Source organism: Pseudomonas sp. NPDC096925 (genome assembly GCF_044762545.1).
Lineage (GTDB): Bacteria > Pseudomonadota > Gammaproteobacteria > Pseudomonadales > Pseudomonadaceae > Aquipseudomonas.
In genome coordinates, this window is sequence record NZ_JBIWEM010000008.1 from 144,992 (window position 1) to 166,349 (window position 21,358).

21 protein-coding genes are annotated in these 21,358 nt (G+C 62.9%); 12 read left to right on the forward strand and 9 right to left on the reverse strand.

Annotated elements, in window-relative coordinates:
* Positions 1-40 precede the first annotated feature (40 nt).
* The 6 genes from ACIQYU_RS21215 to hisF all read left to right on the forward strand — a co-directional run bounded on the left by ACIQYU_RS21215 (position 41) and on the right by hisF (position 4,988).
* A complete protein-coding gene (locus ACIQYU_RS21215; RefSeq protein ID WP_402802024.1) occupies positions 41-1,702 on the forward strand; it encodes an OFA family MFS transporter in 1,662 nt (553 codons plus the stop codon).
* A gap of 246 nt (positions 1,703-1,948) precedes the next feature.
* Complete coding sequence (hisB, locus tag ACIQYU_RS21220; protein WP_003255736.1) at positions 1,949-2,542, forward strand: imidazoleglycerol-phosphate dehydratase HisB; 594 nt, start codon at positions 1,949-1,951, stop codon at positions 2,540-2,542.
* Entirely contained in the window at positions 2,543-3,181 is a 639-nt protein-coding gene (hisH, locus tag ACIQYU_RS21225; RefSeq protein ID WP_063914495.1) for an imidazole glycerol phosphate synthase subunit HisH, read from the forward strand. It begins immediately after the preceding gene.
* Positions 3,182-3,442, forward strand: a complete 261-nt coding sequence (locus tag ACIQYU_RS21230) for a DUF2164 domain-containing protein (RefSeq protein ID WP_046614499.1) — start codon at positions 3,182-3,184, stop codon at positions 3,440-3,442.
* Positions 3,443-3,469: 27 nt separating this feature from the next.
* Positions 3,470-4,207, forward strand: coding sequence for a 1-(5-phosphoribosyl)-5-[(5-phosphoribosylamino)methylideneamino]imidazole-4-carboxamide isomerase (gene hisA, locus ACIQYU_RS21235; RefSeq protein ID WP_003257484.1), 738 nt, complete (start codon positions 3,470-3,472; stop codon positions 4,205-4,207).
* A 10-nt stretch (positions 4,208-4,217) separates the two neighbouring features.
* Positions 4,218-4,988 (forward strand): imidazole glycerol phosphate synthase subunit HisF, encoded by a 771-nt coding sequence (hisF, locus tag ACIQYU_RS21240; protein WP_025337372.1) that lies wholly within the window; start codon positions 4,218-4,220, stop codon positions 4,986-4,988.
* 36 nt (positions 4,989-5,024) lie between these two features.
* Here the strand turns inward: hisF and choV are convergent, their stop codons facing one another.
* The 3 genes from choV to choX (ACIQYU_RS21255) all read right to left on the reverse strand — a co-directional run bounded on the left by choV (position 5,025) and on the right by choX (ACIQYU_RS21255) (position 8,076).
* Positions 5,025-6,203 (reverse strand): choline ABC transporter ATP-binding protein, encoded by a 1,179-nt coding sequence (choV, locus tag ACIQYU_RS21245; RefSeq protein ID WP_063914497.1) that lies wholly within the window; start codon positions 6,201-6,203, stop codon positions 5,025-5,027.
* On the reverse strand, positions 6,200-7,048 hold the full coding sequence (gene choW, locus ACIQYU_RS21250) for a choline ABC transporter permease subunit (RefSeq protein ID WP_172827548.1): 849 nt from the start codon (positions 7,046-7,048) through the stop codon (positions 6,200-6,202). The genes choV and choW overlap by 4 nt, the downstream gene beginning before the upstream one ends.
* 80 nt (positions 7,049-7,128) lie before the next feature.
* Positions 7,129-8,076, reverse strand: coding sequence for a choline ABC transporter substrate-binding protein (gene choX, locus ACIQYU_RS21255; protein ID WP_063914499.1), 948 nt, complete (start codon positions 8,074-8,076; stop codon positions 7,129-7,131).
* Positions 8,077-8,529: 453 nt separating this feature from the next.
* On the opposite strand from choX (ACIQYU_RS21255), the gene ACIQYU_RS21260 reads away from it, so the two are divergent.
* Together ACIQYU_RS21260 and ACIQYU_RS21265 are read left to right on the forward strand one after the other, a co-directional pair.
* Positions 8,530-9,906 carry an L-serine ammonia-lyase gene (locus ACIQYU_RS21260; RefSeq protein ID WP_207838029.1) on the forward strand — a complete coding sequence of 459 codons (1,377 nt, stop codon included), beginning with the start codon at positions 8,530-8,532 and terminating at the stop codon, positions 9,904-9,906.
* Positions 9,907-10,404: 498 nt separating this feature from the next.
* Positions 10,405-11,511: a GlxA family transcriptional regulator gene (locus tag ACIQYU_RS21265; RefSeq protein WP_025337376.1), complete on the forward strand. Its 1,107-nt coding sequence runs from the start codon at positions 10,405-10,407 to the stop codon at positions 11,509-11,511.
* A gap of 119 nt (positions 11,512-11,630) precedes the next feature.
* Here ACIQYU_RS21265 and ACIQYU_RS21270 read toward each other — a convergent pair whose 3' ends face one another.
* The 5 genes from ACIQYU_RS21270 to choX (ACIQYU_RS21290) all read right to left on the reverse strand — a co-directional run bounded on the left by ACIQYU_RS21270 (position 11,631) and on the right by choX (ACIQYU_RS21290) (position 15,634).
* The gene (locus ACIQYU_RS21270; protein ID WP_046614493.1) at positions 11,631-11,888 is read right to left on the reverse strand and encodes a hypothetical protein; all 258 of its coding nucleotides are present in this window, start codon (positions 11,886-11,888) and stop codon (positions 11,631-11,633) included.
* Between the two features lie 324 nt (positions 11,889-12,212).
* Positions 12,213-12,689, reverse strand: a complete 477-nt coding sequence (locus ACIQYU_RS21275; protein WP_207838031.1) for a thioesterase family protein — start codon at positions 12,687-12,689, stop codon at positions 12,213-12,215.
* 10 nt (positions 12,690-12,699) lie between these two features.
* Entirely contained in the window at positions 12,700-13,665 is a 966-nt protein-coding gene (locus tag ACIQYU_RS21280) for an L-carnitine dehydrogenase (protein WP_063914502.1), read from the reverse strand.
* An 18-nt stretch (positions 13,666-13,683) separates the two neighbouring features.
* Positions 13,684-14,568, reverse strand: a complete 885-nt coding sequence (locus ACIQYU_RS21285; RefSeq protein ID WP_063914503.1) for a 3-keto-5-aminohexanoate cleavage protein — start codon at positions 14,566-14,568, stop codon at positions 13,684-13,686.
* A gap of 121 nt (positions 14,569-14,689) precedes the next feature.
* Positions 14,690-15,634, reverse strand: coding sequence for a choline ABC transporter substrate-binding protein (choX, locus tag ACIQYU_RS21290; RefSeq protein ID WP_063914504.1), 945 nt, complete (start codon positions 15,632-15,634; stop codon positions 14,690-14,692).
* 147 nt (positions 15,635-15,781) lie between these two features.
* On the opposite strand from choX (ACIQYU_RS21290), the gene ACIQYU_RS21295 reads away from it, so the two are divergent.
* Positions 15,782-16,726, forward strand: coding sequence for a GlxA family transcriptional regulator (locus ACIQYU_RS21295; RefSeq protein ID WP_233694675.1), 945 nt, complete (start codon positions 15,782-15,784; stop codon positions 16,724-16,726).
* A 97-nt stretch (positions 16,727-16,823) separates the two neighbouring features.
* On the opposite strand, the gene ACIQYU_RS21300 is transcribed toward ACIQYU_RS21295, so the two are convergent.
* The gene (locus ACIQYU_RS21300; RefSeq protein WP_087501963.1) at positions 16,824-17,225 is read right to left on the reverse strand and encodes a lysozyme inhibitor LprI family protein; all 402 of its coding nucleotides are present in this window, start codon (positions 17,223-17,225) and stop codon (positions 16,824-16,826) included.
* A 286-nt stretch (positions 17,226-17,511) separates the two neighbouring features.
* Here ACIQYU_RS21300 and ACIQYU_RS21305 point away from each other — a divergent pair, with 286 nt between their 5' ends.
* The 3 genes from ACIQYU_RS21305 (at position 17,512) to dgcA (ending at position 21,173) form a co-directional block, all read left to right on the forward strand.
* Complete coding sequence (locus tag ACIQYU_RS21305; RefSeq protein WP_023382781.1) at positions 17,512-18,489, forward strand: dipeptidase; 978 nt, start codon at positions 17,512-17,514, stop codon at positions 18,487-18,489.
* A gap of 77 nt (positions 18,490-18,566) precedes the next feature.
* Positions 18,567-19,097, forward strand: a complete 531-nt coding sequence (locus ACIQYU_RS21310) for a DUF5943 domain-containing protein (RefSeq protein WP_046614486.1) — start codon at positions 18,567-18,569, stop codon at positions 19,095-19,097.
* A gap of 15 nt (positions 19,098-19,112) precedes the next feature.
* Positions 19,113-21,173, forward strand: coding sequence for a dimethylglycine demethylation protein DgcA (gene dgcA / locus ACIQYU_RS21315; protein WP_170027867.1), 2,061 nt, complete (start codon positions 19,113-19,115; stop codon positions 21,171-21,173).
* Positions 21,174-21,358 lie beyond the last annotated feature (185 nt).

Here is a 21,358-nt window from a genome sequence, read left to right on the forward strand (position 1 = left end):
CGCTTTGCCTGCACCCTCCCTATAAGAAGGACCTAATCCTATGAGCAGTACCGTCGCGGCGGGGACCCTGGCCAGTGCGCCAGGCTTCCTGTCGAAGGAGCGCATCATCGCCCGCCCGGGCTTCAACCGCTGGCTGGTCCCGCCCGCCGCCCTGGCCATTCACCTGTGCATCGGCATGGCCTATGGCTTCTCGGTGTTCTGGCTACCACTGTCGCAAGCCCTCGGCGTCACCGCCCCGGTCGCCTGCGCGGCGGACATGGGCTTCATGGCCCGTATGTTCAGCGCCGAATGCGATTGGCCGATCTCCATGCTGAGCTGGATCTACACCCTGTTCTTCGTCTTCCTCGGATGCTCGGCGGCCGTGCTGGGTGGTTGGCTGGAACACGCCGGCCCGCGCAAGGCCGGCCTGGTGTCGGCGCTGTGCTGGTGCGGCGGCATGCTGATTTCGGCCCTTGGCGTGAAAACCCACCAGCTGTGGCTGATGTGGCTGGGCTCCGGCGTAATCGGCGGTATCGGCCTGGGCCTGGGCTACATCTCGCCAGTGTCGACCCTGATCAAGTGGTTCCCGGACAAGCGCGGCATGGCCACCGGTATGGCGATCATGGGCTTCGGCGGCGGGGCCATGGTCGGTGCGCCGCTGGCCACCGCGCTGATGGGCCACTTCGGCAATACGCAGGAAGTGGGTGTGTGGCAGAGCTTCGTCGCCATGGCGGCGATCTACTTCGTGTTCATGATCGCCGGTGCCCTGGCGTATCGCGTGCCGCCGACCGGCTGGAAGCCCGAAGGCTGGAGCGCCCCGGTGAAAAAGGCTGGCAACACCATGGTCACCGACCGCCACGTGCATGTCAGCGTGGCCTGGAAGACCCCGCAGTTCGCCTTGATCTGGCTGGTGCTGTGCCTGAACGTGTCGGCGGGTATCGGCATCCTCGGCATGGCTTCGCCGTTGCTGCAGGAAGTGTTCGCCGGCAAGTTGCTGGGCAACGAGCTGAGCTTCAGCGAGCTGAACAGCGCCCAGCTGGCGCAGATTGCCGCGATCGCCGCCGGCTTCACCGGCCTGCTGAGCCTGTTCAACATCGGCGGGCGGTTCTTCTGGGCGTCGTTCTCCGACTACATTGGCCGCAAGAACACCTATTTCGCCTTTTTCGCCCTGGGCGTGGGCTTGTACAGCCTGGTGCCGAACATGGGGCACCTGGGTAACGTGGCGCTGTTCGTGGCGGCGTTCTGCATCATCCTGTCGATGTACGGTGGTGGTTTCGCCACGGTACCGGCCTACCTGGCCGACCTGTTCGGCACGCAGATGGTCGGCGCCATTCATGGCCGCCTGCTGACTGCCTGGGCGGCGGCGGGGGTGCTGGGGCCGGTGCTGATCACCTACCTGCGCGAGTATCAGTTGGCGGCCGGGGTAGAGCGTGCGGCTGCTTATGACATGACCCTGTACATCCTCGCCGGCCTGCTGGTGCTGGGCTTTGTCTGCAACATGCTGGTGCGACCGGTGGCCGACAAGCATTTCATGAGCGATGCCGAACTGGCTGCCGAGCGGGCGTTGAGCCATGACAAAGGTGCCGACGGGGCGCGATCGCTGGAGTGGAAGGCGGCGCCGGGTAGCCTGCCGCTGGTGTTGCTGGCCTGGGCGGTGGTGGTCGTGCCGTTGGCCTGGGGGGTGTGGATTACCCTGCAGAAGACGGCTGTGCTGTTCCATTGATTGGGGGCGCTTTGCGCCCCTTTCGCGACACAAGGCCGCTTCCACAGGTGACCGCATGCCTCTGTGGGAGCGGCCTTGTGTCGCGATGGGCTGCAAAGCAGCCCCAGGTTACCCGGTTGTATAGACCTGTAGCGGTATCCTGCCCCCGTAATTGCTTGCTTTGCCATATGTCATCCGCGTTTCAAGCCGGCGCGTTCTAGGCCTATAATGAAGCCCTTTTCGCCTAATGATTTTGCGGAGCTGGTGATGGTCGAACGTAAGGCTTCCGTCGAGCGCAACACCCTGGAAACCCAGGTCAAGTGCTCGATCAACCTCGATGGCAGTGGCAAGGCCCGATTCGATATCGGTGTGCCTTTCCTTGAACACATGCTGGACCAGATCGCCCGCCATGGGCTGATCGATCTGGATATCGAGTGCAAGGGTGACACGCATATCGACGATCACCATACCGTCGAAGACGTCGGCATCACCCTGGGCATGGCATTCGCCCAGGCCATCGGTGACAAGAAGGGCATCTTCCGCTACGGCCACGCCTACGTGCCGCTGGACGAAGCGCTGTCGCGCGTGGTCATCGACTTCTCCGGTCGCCCGGGCCTGCAGATGCACGTGCCGTACACCCGCGCCAGCGTCGGTGGCTTCGATGTCGACCTGTTCCAGGAGTTCTTCCAGGGCTTCGTCAACCACGCCCTGGTGACCCTGCACATCGACAACCTGCGTGGTCACAACACCCATCACCAGATCGAGACCGTGTTCAAGGCTTTCGGCCGCGCCTTGCGCATGGCCATTACCCTCGACGAGCGCATGGCCGGGCAGATGCCTTCCACCAAAGGGTGCCTGTAAATGCAGACGGTAGCCGTAATCGACTATGGCATGGGCAACCTGCACTCGGTGGCCAAGGCGCTCGAGCATGTAGGTGCCGGTAAGGTGCTGGTCACCAGCGATGCTGCGGTTATCCGCGAAGCCGACCGTGTGGTGTTTCCGGGGGTGGGCGCGATTCGCGACTGCATGGCCGAAATCCGCCGCCTGGGCTTCGACAGCCTGGTGCGCGAAGTCAGCCAGGACCGCCCGTTCCTCGGCATCTGTGTGGGTATGCAGGCACTGCTTGACCACAGCGAAGAAAACGACGGTGTCGACTGCATCGGCCTGTTCCCCGGCCAGGTGCGTTTCTTCGGCAAAGACCTGCAGGAAGACGGCGAGCACCTGAAGGTGCCGCACATGGGCTGGAACGAAGTCGGCCAGACCAACGACCACCCACTGTGGCACGACATCCCCGACCGAGCGCGGTTCTACTTCGTGCACAGCTACTACATCAATGCCGGCAAGCCGGCCCAGGTGGTCGGCCGCGGCCATTACGGTGTCGATTTCGCTGCCGCGCTGGCCGATGGTTCGCGCTTTGCCGTGCAGTTCCACCCGGAGAAGAGCCATACCCATGGCCTGCAGCTGCTGCAGAACTTCGTCGCCTGGGACGGGCGCTGGTAAATGAGCAGGTCGAAGACCAAGGCCCCGGTCATCACCCTGGCCCCCGAGCAAGAGCGCGAAGCACTGCACACGCTCAAGCGCTTCCTCGAAGACCGTTTCGAGCTGGAGCTGGGGTCGTTCGAAGTGGCCGAGGTCCTCGAGCTGTTCAGCAAAGAAATTGCACCCCATTACTACAACAGGGCGATTGCCGATGTTCAGCTGCACCTCAAGGAGCGGTTCGAGAGCATCGAAAGTGATCTGTGGGCGCTCGAGAAGCCCTGAAACCCCAAGAACAGACAGGTTCCCAAGATGCTGATTATCCCCGCTATCGATCTGAAGGACGGTGCCTGCGTGCGCCTGCGCCAGGGCCGCATGGAAGACTCCACGGTATTTTCCGACGACCCGGTGAGCATGGCCGCCAAGTGGGTCGAGGGTGGCTGCCGCCGCCTGCACCTGGTCGACCTCAACGGCGCCTTCGAAGGCCAGCCGGTCAACGGTGAAGTGGTCACCGCCATTGCCAAGCGCTACCCGACCCTGCCGATCCAGATCGGCGGTGGCATCCGCTCGCTGGAAACCATCGAGCACTACGTCAAGGCTGGCGTCAGCTACGTGATCATTGGCACCAAGGCGGTCAAGCAGCCGGAGTTCGTTGCCGAAGCGTGCAAGGCCTTCCCGGGCAAGGTCATCGTTGGCCTGGACGCAAAAGACGGCTTCGTCGCCACTGATGGCTGGGCTGAAGTGAGCTCGGTGCAGGTCATCGACCTGGCCAAGCGTTTCGAGGCCGATGGCGTCTCGGCGATCGTCTACACCGACATCGCCAAGGACGGCATGATGCAGGGCTGCAACGTGCCGTTCACCAAGGCGCTGGCAGAAGCCACCTCGATCCCGGTGATCGCCTCGGGCGGCATCCATAACCTGGGCGACATCAAGGCCCTGCTGGACGCCAAGGCCCCGGGCATCATCGGCGCCATCACCGGCCGTGCCATCTATGAAGGCACCCTCGATGTCGCCGAGGCCCAGGCCTTCTGCGACAACTACCAAGGCTGAGGACTGAACCATGGCACTGGCCAAGCGCATCATCCCTTGCCTGGACGTGGACAACGGCCGGGTGGTCAAGGGCGTCAAGTTCGAGAATATCCGTGATGCCGGCGACCCGGTGGAAATCGCCCGTCGCTACGACGAGCAAGGTGCCGACGAAATCACCTTCCTCGACATCACCGCTAGTGTCGATGGCCGCGACACCACCCTGCATACCGTCGAGCGCATGGCCAGCCAGGTGTTCATCCCGCTGACCGTGGGCGGCGGCGTGCGCACCGTGCAGGACATCCGCAACCTGCTCAATGCCGGTGCCGACAAGGTTTCGATCAACACGGCTGCGGTGTTCAACCCGGAGTTTGTCGGCGAGGCAGCGGACCGTTTCGGTTCGCAGTGCATCGTTGTCGCCATCGACGCCAAGAAGGTGTCCGGGCCGGGTGAGCAGCCGCGCTGGGAGATTTTCACCCATGGTGGGCGCAAGCCGACCGGGCTGGATGCCGTTGAATGGGCGAAGAAGATGGAAGGCCTGGGGGCTGGCGAGATCCTGCTGACCAGCATGGACCAGGACGGCATGAAGAACGGCTTCGACCTGGGTGTTACCCGTGCGATCAGTGATGCGCTGGGTATTCCGGTGATTGCCTCGGGTGGGGTGGGTAACCTGCAGCACCTGGCTGACGGCATTCTGGAAGGGCACGCCAGTGCGGTGCTGGCGGCCAGTATCTTCCATTTTGGCGAGTACACCGTGCCGGAGGCCAAGGCCTACATGGCTTCGCGCGGGATCGTTGTTCGCTGATCCATTGATTGGGGCCGCAACGCGGCCCCAATTGCATCAACCGTGATTCTTGCCGAGCAAGGCGTGATACAGCTCGGTATCCCCAAGAATCCCCACCACCTTGTCGTTGTCCTGCAACACCAGCTTGTTACCGGTCTGGTAACGAATCTGTAGCGCGTCGCGCATGCCGATATCGGCATTTACCAACGTTGGGCGGCGGCCCAGCAGCTCCACATCCTGCCCTGGTGCCCAGTTCTGCAGGTCAAGCCCGTTCTGCCCTTGGCGTGCGCGCTTGATCGAGCCACCTTCGCCAAGGTCCAGCCACGAGTCGATGCCGGGATCGATGCACACCGAGCCATTCACCCGCTTGCAGTTGTCCAGGCTGCGCATCAGGCTGCGCCCGCACAGCACGTTCAGCGGGTTGGTATGGGCGACGAAGGTGCGCACATACTCGTCGGCCGGGTTGAGCACGATCTCTTCCGGCTTGCTGTACTGGATGATCCGCCCGTCCTTCATGATCGCGATGCGGCTACCCAGCTTCAGGGCCTCGTCCAGGTCGTGGCTGACGAACACGATGGTCTTGCTCAGCTTGGCCTGCAGGCCAAGCAACTCGTCTTGCAGGCCTTGGCGGATCAGCGGGTCCAGTGCCGAGAACGGTTCGTCCATCAGCAGGATGTCGGCATCCATCGCCAGCGCCCGGGCCAGGCCCACGCGCTGCTGCATGCCGCCAGACAGTTCGTCCGGCTTCTTGTTGCGCCACTGGGTCAGGCCCACCAGTTCGAGCTTCTCGTCAACCAGCTTGCGCCGTTCCTTCTCGGGGCGGCCCTGCATTTCCAGGCCAAAGCTGATGTTCTCGCGCACCGTCAGCCAGGGCATCAGGGCGAACTTCTGGAACACCATGGCAATGCGCTTGGTGCGCATCATCTTCAGCTCGGCCGGGGTGCAGTGGGCAATGTCGATGTGCTTGCCTTCGTGCTCGACGAACAGCTTGCCGCGGCTGACGGTGTTGAGGCCGTTGATGCAGCGCAGCAAACTCGACTTGCCCGAACCGGACAGGCCCATCAGCACGCAGATCTCGCCCTTCTGGATATCCAGGTTGGCCTTCTCGACACCCACCACCAGGCCGGTCTGCTTGAGGATCTGCTCGCGGGTCTGGCCCTGGTCGAGCAGGGCCAGCGCTTCGCGCGGCTTGTTGGAGAAGATGACGTCGACGTCTTCGAAACGAATGATGCTCATGCTTCACCCCTTACCGGCAGGTCCGGTTGCTTGCAGATACGGTCGAGCATGATCGCCAGCAGCACGATCGCCAGGCCCGCTTCGAAGCCCAGGGAAATATCGGCGGTGTTCAGTGCGTTGACCACAGGTTTGCCCAAGCCGTCAGCACCGACCAGGGCGGCAATCACCACCATCGACAGCGACAGCATGATGCACTGGGTAACGCCGGCGGCGATGCTTGGCATCGCGTGCGGCAGTTCAATCCGGGTGAGCAGCTGGCGTCGCGAGCAGCCAAAGGCCTTGCCGGCGTCCATCAGCTCTTGCGGGACGTCGCAGATGCCCAGGTAGGTGAGGCGGATCGGCGCGGCGATGGCGAACACCACCGTCGAGATCAGCCCCGGCACCACACCCAGGCCGAACAGGGTCAGGGTGGGGATCAGGTAGACGAAGGTAGGTACCGTCTGCATCAGGTCGAGTACCGGGCGCATGGCGGTATAGAACATCGGTTTGTGCGCGGCGACGATGCCCAGCGGCACGCCGATGGCCACGCACACCACCGTGGCGAAGGTGACCTGCGCCAGGGTTTCCATGGTTTCCTGCCAGTAACCCAGGTTGAGGATCAGCAGAAACGACAGGGCAACGAATGCGGTCAGCGCCCACTTGCGCTGGATGAAGTGCGCCAAGGCGGCGAACAGAGCGATGAGCACGAACGGATTGAAGAAAGTCAGGGCACTGGTGACGCCATGGATCATGAACTCCAGGCCTTGCGCGATGGCGTCGAAGTAACTCGCGCCGTTCTGGGTCAGCCACTCGACGAACGACGCGATGTACTGGCCCAGAGGTATTTTCTGATCGATAAGCATGATAGCGAGCTTCCACCTGCATAGATTGAAATCACCCGGGGCAGGCACGGGCCTGCCCCGAGGTAGCGCTATTGCGTATTTCGTTATTGCGTCAGCTTGGCCTTGGCCGCCTCAAGGCCGGGTTTGCCATCCACGGTGGTAACGCCGGCCAGCCAGGCCTCCAGTTTGCCTGGGTTGTCCTTGAGCCACTTCTTGGCAGCCGCCTCGGGTTTCATCTTGTCGTCCAGGACATAGCCCATCATGGTGCTTTCATCCTTGAGCTCGAACGACAGATTCTTCAACAGCTGGCCAACGTTGCTGCATTCCTGCACATAACCCTTGCGGGTGTTGGTCAATACGGTCGCCTTGCCGAAGTCGGGGCCGAAGAACTCGTCCCCGCCAGTCAGGTACTGCATCTTGAAGCGGGTGTTCATCGGGTGCGGTTCCCAGCCGAGGAACACCAGCGCCTCGCCGCGTTTCTGCGCGCGGTCGACCTGCGACAGCATGCCGGCCTCGCTGGACTGGACGATCTTGAAGCCGGCGTCCTTCAGGCCGAAGGCGTTCTTGTCGATCATGCTCTGGATGGTGCGGTTGCCATCGTTGCCGGGTTCGATGCCGTAGATCTTGCTGTCGAGTTCTTTCTTGAACTTGGGAATGTCGCTGAAATCCTTCAGGCCCTTGTCATACAGCGCCTGGGGCACCGCCAGGGTGTATTTGGCGTTTTCCAGGTTGGCGCGCACGGTTTCTACAGTGCCGGCGTCGCGGTATTGCTTGATGTCGTTCTCCATGGTCGGCATCCAGTTGCCGAGAAACACGTCCAGGTCCTTGCCGGTGGCCAGCGACTTGTAGGTCACCGGTACCGAGATCATGGTGGTGTGGGTCTTGTAACCCAGTGCTTCGAGCACAACGCTGGTGGTCGCGGTGGTGACCGTGATGTCGGTCCAGCCGACATCCGAGAACCGTACCGTCTGGCATTGCTCGGGTTCGGCGGCCTGTGCCAGCAAAGGCGCGGACAGCAACGCAACCAGCAAAAGCGATGGTGAACCTTTCATGGATGGACTCCTGTGATTTTGTCTTCGGGTTCGCTTGGGTCGCCGGGCTTTCTCAGGGTCCGGTCGACCAGGCCTGCAGAGGGCAGGATGCGTGGCCGTGCTTTACGAGTCGCTTTCGATAATCCTCCAGCGCTGGGCAATCGCCTACTGGTGGGGTCGTAACCAGTACGGAACGGGTCGTATCCAGTATGGGCGATGTCGCTTATGGATTTTTCCACCCCTTCAGCCGCATTTTTACGTCACCAGGCCGCCGGAAAGCGGCGAGGCGAGGGCAGCTCCACACGTAAAAACAGCGCGGCGCTGCTGGACAAAAGTACGTCGGTTGCAGACGGCGAGGGGGGCGGTAAAAGCCCGATGATGCGTGCATTCAAGGCGGCCCGCTGTTTCAGCCTAGCAGCTGCCCCGCCCTGCGCATGGCGCGCAGAGACAAGCCCAGCAAGAGGTGATTCGATAATGGCCATCAGCGTGTTCGACCTGTTCAAGATCGGTGTCGGGCCCTCCAGCTCCCACACCGTCGGCCCCATGCGTGCTGGCGCCCTGTTCGTCCAGGGCCTGCGCGAACGCGGCGAGCTGGAACGTGTGCAGCGGATCGAAGTGCGCCTGTATGGCTCGCTGTCGGCCACCGGTATCGGTCACGGCACCGACAACGCCACCATCATGGGCCTGATGGGCGAATGGCCTGACGCCATTGACCCGACCCAGATCGTGCCGCGTATCGCCGACCTGCGTGAAACCAACACCCTGCAGCTGGACAACCGCCTGCCCATCGAATTTGTCTGGGCCCGCGACATGCTGCTGCTGGACGAGAACCTGCCGTACCACCCCAACGCCATGACCCTGATTGCCGAAGGCGAGCAGGGCGAGCTGCACCGCGACACTTACTACTCGGTGGGTGGCGGTTTCGTGGTCGATGCCGCCCAGGCCGCCAGCGGCGTGCTGGATGCCGACCAGACGGTGCTGCCGTACGACTTCAACAGCGCTGCCGAACTGCTGCGCCTGTGCAAGCAAAACGACCTCAGCGTGTCGCAATTGATGATGGCCAACGAGAAGGTCTGGCGCAGCGAGGAAGAGATCCGTGCCGGCCTGTACAAACTCTGGGAGGCCATGCAGGAGTGCGTCAACAATGGCTTGAAGTACGAAGGCACGTTGCCCGGCGGCCTGAACGTGCGCCGCCGTGCTGCCAAGCTGCACCGCAGCCTGCAGGAAATCGGCAAGCCCAACGTGATCGGCTCGACCATGAGCGCCATGGAATGGGTCAACCTGTTCGCCCTGGCGGTCAACGAAGAGAACGCCGCCGGCGGGCGCATGGTCACTGCGCCGACCAACGGCGCTGCCGGCATCATTCCGGCGGTGCTGCATTACTACATGCGCTTCAGTGATGCGGTGAACGAGTCCAGCGTGGTCGACTTCTTCCTCGCCGCTGCGGCAGTGGGCATCCTGTGCAAGAAGAACGCGTCGATTTCCGGTGCCGAGGTTGGCTGCCAGGGGGAAGTCGGCTCGGCCTGTGCCATGGCCGCTGCCGGGCTGGCCGAAGTGCTGGGGGCTACGCCGCCGCAGGTGGAGAACGCCGCTGAAATTGCCCTGGAACACAACCTGGGCCTGACCTGCGACCCGGTCGGCGGGTTGGTGCAGGTGCCGTGCATCGAGCGCAACGCGATTGCCGCGGTAAAGGCCATCAACGCAGTGCAGATGGCCCTGCGTGGTGACGGTGAGCATTTCATTTCCCTCGACCAGGTAATCCGCACCATGCGCGATACCGGGGCCGACATGCACGACAAGTACAAAGAGACCTCGCGCGGTGGCCTGGCGGTCAGCGCTATCGAATGCTGATAGTTTGATCTGGCCTCAAGGCCCCCTTCGCGGGCACGCCCGCTCCCACAGGAACTGTGCAATCCCTGTGGGAGCGGGCGTGCCCGCGAAGGGGGCCTTGAGATTGAAACAGGTGCAGCACAGCTACAAATGTCTCTTTATGGTGCAAACGACGCATACCGATCGTCGGGTGTCGTTATCAGTGTGGGCGTTGTCGGTGACACTCAAGAGTGTCGTTTCTGGGCATCCTACACTGCGCGTGTCACCAAATTGCTCAGCCGTTACACGCACAACGCCTAGCACGCCTGTTTTGCGAAGATTGGCCAACTCGGTCAAAGCACCTGATTTGCCTAACAAAGGCGTCGTTTTCAGTTTTTTTTGGATAGCCGTTCAATTTCAGGCACGGCGTTTGCGTTGAGATTGGCACCAAAGCCCCTGCACATGAAACCGGGGCCATACATAACAAGAAATCAGTGCCCGCCTGAGGCACACCCTGCATTTGTGTGAGGAGAAATCGCGATGACGTCGTACACCTCCGGGAACCCAACCCAGAACCGCACAGCCCCCCAGTCCATCGGGTTTCTCCTATTGGACAATTTCACCCTGATTTCCCTGGCGTCGGCCGTCGAGCCGCTGCGCATGGCCAACCAGCTGTCCGGCCGTGAGCTGTACCGCTGGCACACCCTCACCGCCGATGGTGGGCAGGTGTGGGCCAGCGATGGCTTGCAGATAACCCCTGACGCCGCCATGCACAGTGCGCCCCCCATCGATACCGTGATTGTCTGTGGCGGCGTGGGCATCCAGCGCAGCGTTACCCGCGAGCATGTCACCTGGTTGCAAACCCAGGCCCGTCAGTCGCGCCGTCTGGGCGCGGTATGCACTGGCAGCTGGGCCTTGGCCTGTGCCGGGCTGCTGGATGGTTTCGATTGCAGCGTGCACTGGGAATGCCTGGCGGCCATGCAGGAGGCCTACCCGCGGGTCAACATGAGTACCCGCCTGTTCACCCTCGACCGTAACCGCTTCACCAGCTCTGGCGGCACTGCGCCGCTGGACATGATGCTGCACTTGATCAGCCGCGACCACGGTCGTGAACTGTCGGCGGCGATCTCCGAAATGTTCGTCTACGAGCGCATCCGCAACGAGCAGGATCACCAGCGCGTGCCACTCAAGCACATGCTTGGCACCAACCAGCCGAAGCTGCAGGAAATCGTTGCGCTGATGGAGGCCAACCTCGAAGAGCCGATCGACCTGGACGAACTGGCGGTATACGTGTCGGTATCGCGCCGGCAGCTCGAGCGCCTGTTCCAGAAGTACCTGCACTGTTCGCCGTCGCGTTACTACCTGAAGCTGCGCCTGATCCGCGCCCGGCAGCTGCTGAAGCAGACGCCGATGTCGATCATCGAAGTGGCGTCGGTGTGCGGCTTCGTGTCGACCCCGCACTTCTCCAAGTGCTACCGCGAGTACTTCGGCATTCCGCCGCGTGACGAGCGCGTGGGTTCCAACACTGCGCAGCAGGTGGCGATGATGCCGATCCCGCAGGCCATGACCCTGTCGCCGCACAGCGGGCCGATGGCGGCCCTGAGCCAGGCGCGCAACGAGTCGACCTTTGCCAGTGTAAGGCTCTGAAACAGCACTGGCCTCTTCGCGGGTAAACCCGCTCCCACAGGTACTGCACTGAATTCAAAAGCAGTGCAGTACCTGTGGGAGCGGGTTTACCCGCGAAGAGGCCAGTACAGGAAAACGAATCAGGCGCGCTTGTTGAACTGCGCCAACGCCGGCAACAGCTGTTTGTCGATGGCCTGGCGCACCGCCGGCAGGATCGTCGCACTGCCGGTATACATCTGCTCCACCATCCCCTTCAGCGCCCGTGCATTGGGCTCGGTCAGCCCACGCACCACCGCTTCGCAGGCCTGCTCGGCAGTAGCTCCGGCCGGAATCTCGAACCCCCGCGCGCGCAGGTGGCCTGCCAGATCGTCCTGGTCAATCAAATCCGCATGCATCATGGCTGTTGTCCCTTTTATCGCTAAGAGAGTGCTGCTGTGATTTACGACCGATTCTGTGACGCTGGCGACATGCCCGCAACAACAGAATGGCGCCATGGCTGCTTTGGCTAAGAACAGGTCGTTTCCGGCTAAATCCACCGTTCGGGAAGTGCGCACACTCAAGCCATCTACCGCAACGAAGGGTTTGGTCACCCACGTTAGTGCATGGATGTTGCTCGCTCTTGGCCCCGGATGCTCACGGCTTTCCGGGGTTATTTTTTTCAAGCCGGAATATATGACCTGTGGGAGCGGGCACGCCCGCTCCCACAGGTTATGTGCTTTTTCTCACTTTGCTGCAGGCAGGCCTATTACCCGGCCCACGAACTCGGCCGGCGGCAGATCCTGTTGTTGCTCCACCAAGCCTTGCAGCAACCCGACACTCTGCTCACTGAACGGCGCCGACTTCGGTCCCGCCAGGTCCACATGCAGCAGCATCTGCTCACTGGCCGCCAGCGCCTCGTCGAACCCCGCCCGGTGCAGGCTGTGGTAGACATGCAGGCGCTTGCGGTCGAAGCCGATGATCTGCGTCTGCACCCACACCTCGGTGCCCAGCTTCACTTCGTGCAGGTAGTTGATGTGTGCCTCCAGGGTGAACAGTGAATTACCGCTCTGCCCACGGCTGTCGGCATCCAGGCCGATGCGCTCCATCAGCGCATCGGTGGCATAGCTGAAGATCAGCAAGTAGAAGGCATCGCGCAGGTGCCCGTTGTAGTCGACCCAGTCCTCCTGGACCGGGGTGCGGTAGGTAATCAATGCGGGCATCGCGGTCTCCTCAGTCGCCGAAAGCCATACCGTGGCTGGCCTTGCTGGTCTTCACCGCTTCCAGCACTGCCAGCAGGGTGTCATCACGATAGCGCTCCAGTGCGGCGATGCTGCGTTCGCCCAGTTGCTCCGCGGTGCCTTCGACCACATCGTCGATCAGCTTGTCGGTGAGCTCCGGGGCTGGCAGGTAGGTCCACGGCAGCTTCAGCGCCGGGCCGAACTGGGCCATGAAGTGGCGCATGCCAGCATCGCCACCGGCCAGGGTGTAGGTGAGGAAGGTGCCCATGAACGACCAGCGCAGGCCGGCGCCGAAGCGGATGGCATCGTCGATCTCGCCGGTGCTGGCCACGCCGTCGTTGACCAGGTGCAGGGCCTCGCGCCACAGGGCTTCGAGCAGGCGGTCGGCGATGAACCCGGGCACTTCCTTGCGCACGTGCAGCGGGCGCATGCCCAGGGCGGTGTAGATGGTCCTGGCAGCTTCGATGGCCTCGGGGGCGGTGCGGTTGCCGCCGACGATTTCCACCAGCGGCAGCAGGTACACCGGGTTGAACGGGTGGCCGACCACGCAGCGCTCGGGGTGGGTGGCCGACTCGTAGAATTCGCTGGGCAGCAGGCCCGAAGTGCTGGAGCCGATGATCGCGTCGGGTTTGGCGGCAGCGCTGATCTTTGCGTGCAGGTCGAGTTTCAGGTCCAGGCGCTCAGGTGCGCTTTCCTGGATGAAGTCGGCGTCGCGGACGCATTCCTCGATGGTGGCGACGAACTTCAGGCGGTCTTGTGATGCGCCCGGCGCCAGGCCTTGCTTCTCCAGCGCGGGCCAGGCGTTGGCGATGCGCTTGCGCAAGGCCTGCTCGGCGCCGGGTGCCGGGTCCCAGGCGACCACGTCCAGGCCGTGGGCCAGGGCGCGGGCGACCCAGCCGCTGCCGATCACGCCACTACCCAGGGCGGCGAAGGTCTTGATCTCGGTGATGAAGGTCATGTTGGTCTCCTGAAGGGATCAGCGGCGTTTGAGGTTCATCTTTTCCCGGCCCTCGGCCGGGGTCAGTACACGGGCGCCAAGACGCGAGATGATTTCCACTGCGCGCTCGACCAGTTGGCCGTTGCTGGCCAGTACGCCACGGTCCAGGTACAGGTTGTCCTCCAGGCCTACCCGCACGTTGCCGCCAAGCAACACGGCCTGTGCTGCCATCGGCATCTGCATGCGGCCGATGCCGAACCCGGCCCAGGTGACGTTGGCCGGCAGGTTGTCGACCATCGCCTTCATGGTGGTGGTATCGGCCGGCGCGCCCCACGGGATGCCCAGGCACAGTTGGAACAGCGGATCATCCAGCAGGCCTTCCTTGATCATTTGCTTGGCGAACCACAGGTGGCCGGTGTCGAAGATTTCCAGTTCGGCTTTCACCCCCAGTTCAGTGATGCGCTTGGCGCCGGCGCGCAGTTGCGCCGGGGTGGAGACGTAGATCGAGTTGCCGTCGCCGAAGTTGAGGGTGCCGCAGTCGAGGGTGCAGATTTCCGGCAGCAGTGCTTCGACATGGGCCAGGCGCTCCAGTGGGCCGATCAGGTCGGTGCCCGGGCCGAACTCCAGCGGTGTTTCACCCGGGCCGATTTCCAGGTCGCCACCCATGCCGGCGGTAAGGTTGACGATGATGTCCACGTCGGCTTCGCGGATGCGTTCCATGACCTCGCGATACAGCGCCACGTCGCGGCTGAAGCGGCCGGTTTGCGGGTCGCGGACGTGGCAGTGGACCACGGTGGCGCCGGCCTTGGCGGCCTCTACGGCGGACTCGGCGATCTGCTTGGGGGTGACTGGAACAAGGTGGCTTTTCGAAGCGGTGTCGCCGGCGCCGGTCAGGGCGCAGGTGATGATGACGTCGTGGTTCATGGCGGGGTTCCTTGTGGTGTCTGGTGGCCTTTTCGCGGGTAAACCCGCTCCCACAGGGGACGATGTTGCCCCTGGCATGTGCATGACTTGTGGGAGCGGGTTTACCCGCGAATGGGTCGGATCAGTTGGCGCTGAGGTTGAGGTTGTCGGCAGCCGGCTTGCCATCGAAGGTGGTCACACCCTCCAGCCAGCGGGCCTTGTCCTCGGGGTGGTCCTTGAGCCACTGGCGGGCTGACTCCAGCGCATCCTTGTGGTCGAGCAGCGGCTGCATCATGCGGCTCTCGTCCTCGGCGCTGAAGTTCAGGTTGGCCAGCAGGCGGTGGGCGTTGGGGCAGCGTTCGGCGTAGTCCGGCGCGGTCACTGTCCACACTGTCGCGCGGCCTTCGTCAGGGCCCAGGGCATCCTGGCTGTCGCCCAGGTAGACCATGTCGATGTTCACGTTCATCGGGTGCGGCGCCCAGCCGAAGAACACCACGGCCTCGTTGCGCCGCACCGCGCGGTCGACGGCGGCGAGCATGCCGGCCTCGCTGGACTCGACCAGCTGGAACTTGCCCAGGCCGAACTGGTTCTTGGCAATCATCGCCTTGATCTGGGTGTTGGCGCCCGAACCCGGTTCGATGCCGTAGATCTTCCCGCCCAGTTCCTTTTCGAACTTGTGGATGTCGGCGAAGGTCTTCAGGCCCTTGTCGGCCAGGTACTTGGGCACCGCCAGGGTGGCGCGGGCGTCTTCCAGGCTGGGCTTGTCGAGCACCTTGACCTGCTTGGCGTCGACGAACGGGGTAATGGTCTGGGTCATGATCGGGTTCCAGTAACCCAGGAACATGTCCAGGCGTTTGTCGCGAATACCTGCGAAGATGATTTGCTGCGAAGCGCTGGTCTGCTTGGTCTGGTAGCCCAGCCCGTCGAGCAGCACCTGGGCCATGGCGCTGGTGGCGATGACGTCGGTCCAGTTGACCACGCCCAGACGGACGTTCTTGCAGGCCGCAGGCTCGGCGGCGAATAGTGGGGAAGCGGCGATGCTACTCAGAGCAAGGGTCAACAGGCTGCGGCGGATCAAGCTGTGCATGGTGGCTCTCCATCGGCAGTGCATATTGTTATTGGGGTTCGACCTCTCTGGGTCGTATGAAGAAGCTACGCTGCTGTCAGGGTGGAAAATCGCACCCTGGCGACCAACATTTGCACGGAGGCGACCACCTTTGCCGTGGAGCATGCAATGCCGCAAATCATTCACTTTCTGTTGTTGCCCGGGTTCTCGGCCATGGGTTTCATCAGTGCCCTGGAGCCACTGCGGGTGGCCAACCGCTTCAAGGGCCCGTTGTATCGCTGGCAGGTATTGAGCCTGGATGGCGGGGCGGTGCAGGCCAGCAATGGCATGTCGGTGAACGCCGACGCCGCACTGGCAGCGGGCGAACCTGGCGGCACCCTGCTGATCGTCGCCGGCTTCGAGCCACTGGCCTGTTACGGGCCGACGCTGCAGCAGGCGCTACGCCGCCTGGACCATGAGGGGGTGATTCTGGGTGGCATTGATACTGGCGCGGTGGTGCTGGCCGAGGCTGGCCTGCTCGACGGCCACCGCGCCACCGTGCACTGGGAGGCGCTGGAGGCGTTCAAGGAGAATTACCCGAGCCTGCAGGCGACCCAGGAGCTGTTCGAGATCGACCGGCGGCGCATCACCTGTGCCGGTGGCACCGCTTCGATCGACCTGATGCTCGACCTGATTGCCCAGGCCCACGGTAGTGAACTGGCGGTGCAGGTGTCGGAGCAGTTCGTGCTCGGACGTATCCGCCAGCGACAGGACCACCAGCGCATGCAGATCGCCAGCCGCTATGGCATCAGCAACAAGAAGCTGGTGAAGGTGATTGGCGAAATGGAGCGCAACACCGAGCAGCCGCTCAATACCCAGGTGCTGGCCGAAGCGGTGCAGGTGACCCGGCGCCAGCTGGAGCGGCTGTTTCGCGTGCACCTGGATGACACCCCCAGTGGGTTCTACTTGCGACTGCGCCTGGACAAGGCACGGCAGTTGTTGCGCCAGACCGACATGAGTGTGCTGGAGGTGGGGGTGGCGTGCGGGTTCGAGTCGGCTTCGTACTTTACCCGCTGCTATCGGGCGCGTTACCAGCGTTGCCCGCGGGAGGACCGCTTGGCCCGGGTGGTTTGATTTCCCCCTGCACCGGCCTCTTCGCGGGCACGCCCGCACCCACAGATTGCGCAGTACCTGTGGGAGCGGGCGTGCCCGCGAAGAGGCCGGTACAGGCTTACTGCTGGCCGATGGACTGCAGGTACTCCGAGCGGTCATCACTGCGCTGCGCCACGCAGGTATCCCACGCCGCCTCGAACGCCTTGCTCCCGGGCTTCTCGGCGTAGGTCTCGACCTTGCAGTCGGCATCGCGCAGCTGCGCCCACAGCTTCTCGGCCGCGTCCATGCGCCCGACCAGCGCAGTGGCCTGGTCGCTTTCATCGGCATACTGGTCGCGGATGCGCTGGATCAGCTCGTCATACGCCGCTTTCAGCTCGCGCTCGGCGGTCTGCTTGTTGAACGCAGCGCAGGCGTAGGTCTGCTGGTCGGTCTCGACGTTGTCGCACGGGGTGCTTTCTTCCTCGCCGGCCTGGGCGCCCGATACGACAGCCAGCAGTACCAGCCATGCCATTGATTTCATCCGTTTTCTCCTCAACAGGCTGACGAATCGCTGGGATTCTCGCTCAGCCGACGGCAAGGCGGTAGCTCCCTGACGAAATGTTCATAAAGCCGCCGGAAACGTCGTTATCGAGACTGTCTCTCATCGCCAGACACCGCGCCAGAAGGCCTGTTGTCGCGCATTGACGCTTTCGGCAAACCCCCTGTCGTTTTTGCATCGGGGCGCCTTTGGGCACAGGCATATGCTGGCCCCAAAGCGCCGGCAATAAGGTTTGGCGCAAACCCATTCAATAAAAGGGGACAGCCTGATGAGCCCAGCCGAACTTCACGCCGACAGCATCGTCATCGACGGCCTGATCATTGCCAAATGGAACCGCGAGCTGTTCGAGGACATGCGCAAAGGCGGGCTGACTGCGGCCAACTGCACGGTGTCGGTCTGGGAAGGCTTCAAGGCGACCGTCGACAACATCGCTGCCAGCCAGAAGCTGATCCGCGAAAACAGCGACCTGGTGATGCCGGTGCGCACCACCGCCGACATCCGCAAGGCCAAGGAGCTGGGCAAGACCGGCATCCTCTTCGGCTTCCAGAACGCCCATGCGTTTGAAGACCAGATCGCCTACGTCGACGTGTTCAAGCAGTTGGGCGTGGGCATCGTGCAGATGTGCTACAACACCCAGAACCTGGTCGGCACCGGTTGCTACGAGCGTGATGGCGGCCTGTCGGGCTTCGGCCGCGAGATCGTCGCCGAAATGAACCGTGTCGGCATCATGTGCGACCTGTCCCACGTCGGCTCCAAGACTTCCGAAGAAGTCATCCTCGAGTCGAAAAAGCCGGTCTGCTACTCGCACTGCCTGCCGTCGGGCCTGAAAGAGCACCCGCGCAACAAGTCGGACGAAGAGCTGAAGTTCATCGCCGACCACGGTGGCTTCGTCGGCGTGACCATGTTCGCGCCGTTCCTGGCCAAGGGCATCGACTCGACCATCGACGACTACGCCGAGGCCATCGAGTACACCATGAACATCGTCGGTGAAGACGCCATCGGTATCGGTACCGACTTCACCCAGGGCCACGGCCAGGACTTCTTCGAGTACCTGACCCACGACAAGGGTTATGCCCGTCGCCTGACCAACTTCGGCAAGATCATCAACCCGCTGGGCATCCGCACCGTGGGCGAATTCCCCAACCTCACCGAAACCTTGCTCAAGCGCGGCCACTCCGAGCGCGTGGTGCGCAAGATCATGGGCGAGAACTGGGTCAACGTCCTCAAGGACGTGTGGGGCGAGTAAGCCGCTCTCCAAGCCTGAAAGCCCCTGCCAGCAACGCCGGGGCATCCCGATAAAAAATTTTATGGAGTTGAGTTTCCATGGCCAAGATCGCCCCGCAATTGCCAATCGAAGTCGACAGCGAGACCGGTGTCTGGACCAGCGACGCCCTGCCGATGCTGTATGTGCCACGCCATTTCTTCGTCAACAACCACATGGGCATCGAAGAAGTCCTGGGCGCTGACAAGTACGCCGAGATCCTCTACAAGGCCGGCTACAAGTCCGCCTGGCACTGGTGTGAAAAAGAAGCCGAGTGCCATGGCCTGGAAGGCGTGGCGGTGTTCGAGCACTACATGAAGCGCCTGAGCCAGCGCGGCTGGGGCCTGTTCGAGATCCAGGACATCGACCTCGACAAGGGCACCTGCAGCGTCAAGCTCAAGCACTCCGCGTTCGTGTACGTCTATGGCAAGTGCGGTCGCAAGGTCGACTACATGTTCACCGGCTGGTTCGCCGGCGCCATGGACCAGATTCTCGCTGCCCGCGGCAGCTCGATCCGCACCGTGGCCGAACAGGTCTATGGCGGGTCGGAAGAAGGCCACGAAGATGGCCTGTTCGTCGTCAAGCCGTTGTAAGCCGGAGATAGCGTCATGGCATTCGAAGCAATGTTCCAGCCGATCCAGATCGGCAAACTGACCATCCGCAACCGTGTGCTCAGCACCGCGCACGCCGAGGTCTACGCCACTGACGGCGGCATGACGACCGACCGCTACGTGAAGTACTACGAAGAAAAGGCCAAGGGCGGTATCGGCCTGGCGATCTGCGGCGGCTCGTCGGTGGTGGCCATCGACAGCCCGCAGGAATGGTGGTCGTCGGTCAACCTGTCGACCGACCGCATCATCCCGCACTTCCAGAACCTGGCCGACGCCATGCACAAGCATGGCGCCAAGATCATGATCCAGATTACCCACATGGGCCGTCGCTCGCGCTGGGACGGCTTCAACTGGCCGACCCTGATGTCGCCGTCGGGTATCCGTGAGCCCGTGCACCGCGCCACCTGCAAGACCATCGAGGTGGAAGAGATCTGGCGCGTGATCGGCAACTACGCGCAAGCTGCCCGCCGCGCCAAAGAAGGCGGCCTGGATGGCGTGGAACTGTCGGCCGTGCACCAGCACATGATCGACCAGTTCTGGAGCCCGCGTGTAAACAAACGTACCGACGAATGGGGCGGCACCTTCGAAGGCCGCATGAAGTTCGGCCTGGAAGTATTGAAAGCCGTGCGTGCCGAAGTCGGTGACGACTTCTGCGTGGGCATGCGCATCTGTGGTGACGAGTTCCACCCCGATGGCCTCAGCCACGAGGACATGAAGCAGATCGCCGCCTACTACGACGCCACCGGCATGATCGATTTCATCGGCGTGGTCGGCTCGGGTTGCGACACCCACAACACCCTGGCCAACGTCATCCCCAACATGAGCTACCCGCCGGAGCCGTTCCTGCACCTGGCCGCCGGCATCAAGGAAGTGGTCAAGGTCCCGGTGCTGCACGCGCAGAACATCAAGGACCCGAACCAGGCCACGCGCATCCTGGAAGGCGGCTATGTCGACATGGTCGGCATGACCCGTGCACACATCGCCGACCCGCACCTGATCGCCAAGATCAAGATGGGCCAGATCGACCAGATCAAGCAGTGCGTCGGCGCCAACTACTGCATCGACCGCCAGTATCAGGGCCTGGACGTGCTGTGCATCCAGAACGCCGCGACCTCCCGTGAATACATGGGGGTGCCGCACATCATCGAGAAAACCACCGGCGCCAAACGCAAGGTGGTGGTGGTGGGTGCCGGCCCTGCCGGTATGGAAGCGGCCCGCGTGGCTGCCGAACGCGGCCACGACGTGACCCTGTTCGAGAAGAAGGACCAGATCGGCGGGCAGATCACCATTGCTGCCAAGGCGCCGCAGCGTGACCAGATCGCCGGTATCACCCGCTGGTACCAGTTGGAACTGGCGCGCCTGAAGGTCGACCTGCGTCTGGGTACCGCTGCCGACGTGGCGACCATCCAGGACCTGCGTCCGGACATCATCGTGCTGGCGGTGGGCGGGCATTCGTTCCTTGAGCAGAACGAGCACTGGGGCGCCGCCGAAGGGCTGGTGGTCAGCAGCTGGGACGTGCTCGACGGCAAGGTTGCGCCGGGCAAGAACGTGCTGGTGTACGACACCATCTGCGAGTTCACCGGCATGTCGGTGGCCGACTTCATCGCCGACAAGGGCAGCCAGGTCGAGATCGTCACCGACGATATCAAGCCGGGCGTGGCCATGGGCGGTACCAGCTTCCCGACCTACTACCGCAGCATCTACCCGAAAGAAGTGATCATGACCGGCGACATGATGCTGGAAAAGGTCTACCGCGAAGGCGACAAGCTGGTGGCGGTGCTGGAGAACGAATACACCGGCGCCAAGGAAGAACGCGTGGTTGACCAGGTGGTGGTGGAGAACGGCGTGCGTCCTGACGAGCAGCTGTACTACGCACTGAAGGAAGGTTCGCGCAACAAAGGCCAGATCGACGTGGAGGCGCTGTTCGCCATCAAGCCACAGCCGATCCTCAGCCAGCCGGGCGAAGGCTACCTGCTGTACCGCATCGGTGACTGCGTGGCCCAGCGCAACGTGCATGCGGCGATCTATGACGCCTTGCGCCTGTGCAAGGACTTCTGATCGCACTGGCATGAACACCGCCCCCGAGGGCGGGATTGGCCCCCTGTGGGAGCGGGTTTACCCGCGAATGCGTCAGCACTGACAACACCGTTGCCTGACCGGACGCATTCGCGGGTGAACCCGCTCCCACAGGGTCCGCGCCGCGCTTGAGAGTGGCGCAAGAATCCAGCTGTTGTGGGAGCCTC

What these genes read in the sequence shown, in the direction of transcription:
- ACIQYU_RS21230 (WP_046614499.1), top strand. Translation starts at nt 3,182, where the DNA reads ATGAGCAGGTCGAAGACCAAGGCCCCGGTCATCACCCTGGCCCCCGAG.
- choX (WP_063914504.1), bottom strand. Translation starts at nt 15,634, where the DNA reads ATGCACAGCTTGATCCGCCGCAGCCTGTTGACCCTTGCTCTGAGTAGC.
- ACIQYU_RS21270 (WP_046614493.1), bottom strand. Translation starts at nt 11,888, where the DNA reads ATGATGCATGCGGATTTGATTGACCAGGACGATCTGGCAGGCCACCTG.
- choV (WP_063914497.1), bottom strand. Translation starts at nt 6,203, where the DNA reads ATGAGCATCATTCGTTTCGAAGACGTCGACGTCATCTTCTCCAACAAG.
- hisF (WP_025337372.1), top strand. Translation starts at nt 4,218, where the DNA reads ATGGCACTGGCCAAGCGCATCATCCCTTGCCTGGACGTGGACAACGGC.
- dgcA (WP_170027867.1), top strand. Translation starts at nt 19,113, where the DNA reads ATGGCATTCGAAGCAATGTTCCAGCCGATCCAGATCGGCAAACTGACC.
- hisB (WP_003255736.1), top strand. Translation starts at nt 1,949, where the DNA reads ATGGTCGAACGTAAGGCTTCCGTCGAGCGCAACACCCTGGAAACCCAG.
- ACIQYU_RS21310 (WP_046614486.1), top strand. Translation starts at nt 18,567, where the DNA reads ATGGCCAAGATCGCCCCGCAATTGCCAATCGAAGTCGACAGCGAGACC.
- ACIQYU_RS21285 (WP_063914503.1), bottom strand. Translation starts at nt 14,568, where the DNA reads ATGAACCACGACGTCATCATCACCTGCGCCCTGACCGGCGCCGGCGAC.
- choX (WP_063914499.1), bottom strand. Translation starts at nt 8,076, where the DNA reads ATGAAAGGTTCACCATCGCTTTTGCTGGTTGCGTTGCTGTCCGCGCCT.
- ACIQYU_RS21215 (WP_402802024.1), top strand. Translation starts at nt 41, where the DNA reads ATGAGCAGTACCGTCGCGGCGGGGACCCTGGCCAGTGCGCCAGGCTTC.
- hisH (WP_063914495.1), top strand. Translation starts at nt 2,543, where the DNA reads ATGCAGACGGTAGCCGTAATCGACTATGGCATGGGCAACCTGCACTCG.
- ACIQYU_RS21275 (WP_207838031.1), bottom strand. Translation starts at nt 12,689, where the DNA reads ATGCCCGCATTGATTACCTACCGCACCCCGGTCCAGGAGGACTGGGTC.
- ACIQYU_RS21305 (WP_023382781.1), top strand. Translation starts at nt 17,512, where the DNA reads ATGAGCCCAGCCGAACTTCACGCCGACAGCATCGTCATCGACGGCCTG.
- ACIQYU_RS21265 (WP_025337376.1), top strand. Translation starts at nt 10,405, where the DNA reads ATGACGTCGTACACCTCCGGGAACCCAACCCAGAACCGCACAGCCCCC.
- ACIQYU_RS21280 (WP_063914502.1), bottom strand. Translation starts at nt 13,665, where the DNA reads ATGACCTTCATCACCGAGATCAAGACCTTCGCCGCCCTGGGTAGTGGC.
- ACIQYU_RS21295 (WP_233694675.1), top strand. Translation starts at nt 15,782, where the DNA reads ATGCCGCAAATCATTCACTTTCTGTTGTTGCCCGGGTTCTCGGCCATG.
- hisA (WP_003257484.1), top strand. Translation starts at nt 3,470, where the DNA reads ATGCTGATTATCCCCGCTATCGATCTGAAGGACGGTGCCTGCGTGCGC.
- ACIQYU_RS21300 (WP_087501963.1), bottom strand. Translation starts at nt 17,225, where the DNA reads ATGAAATCAATGGCATGGCTGGTACTGCTGGCTGTCGTATCGGGCGCC.
- ACIQYU_RS21260 (WP_207838029.1), top strand. Translation starts at nt 8,530, where the DNA reads ATGGCCATCAGCGTGTTCGACCTGTTCAAGATCGGTGTCGGGCCCTCC.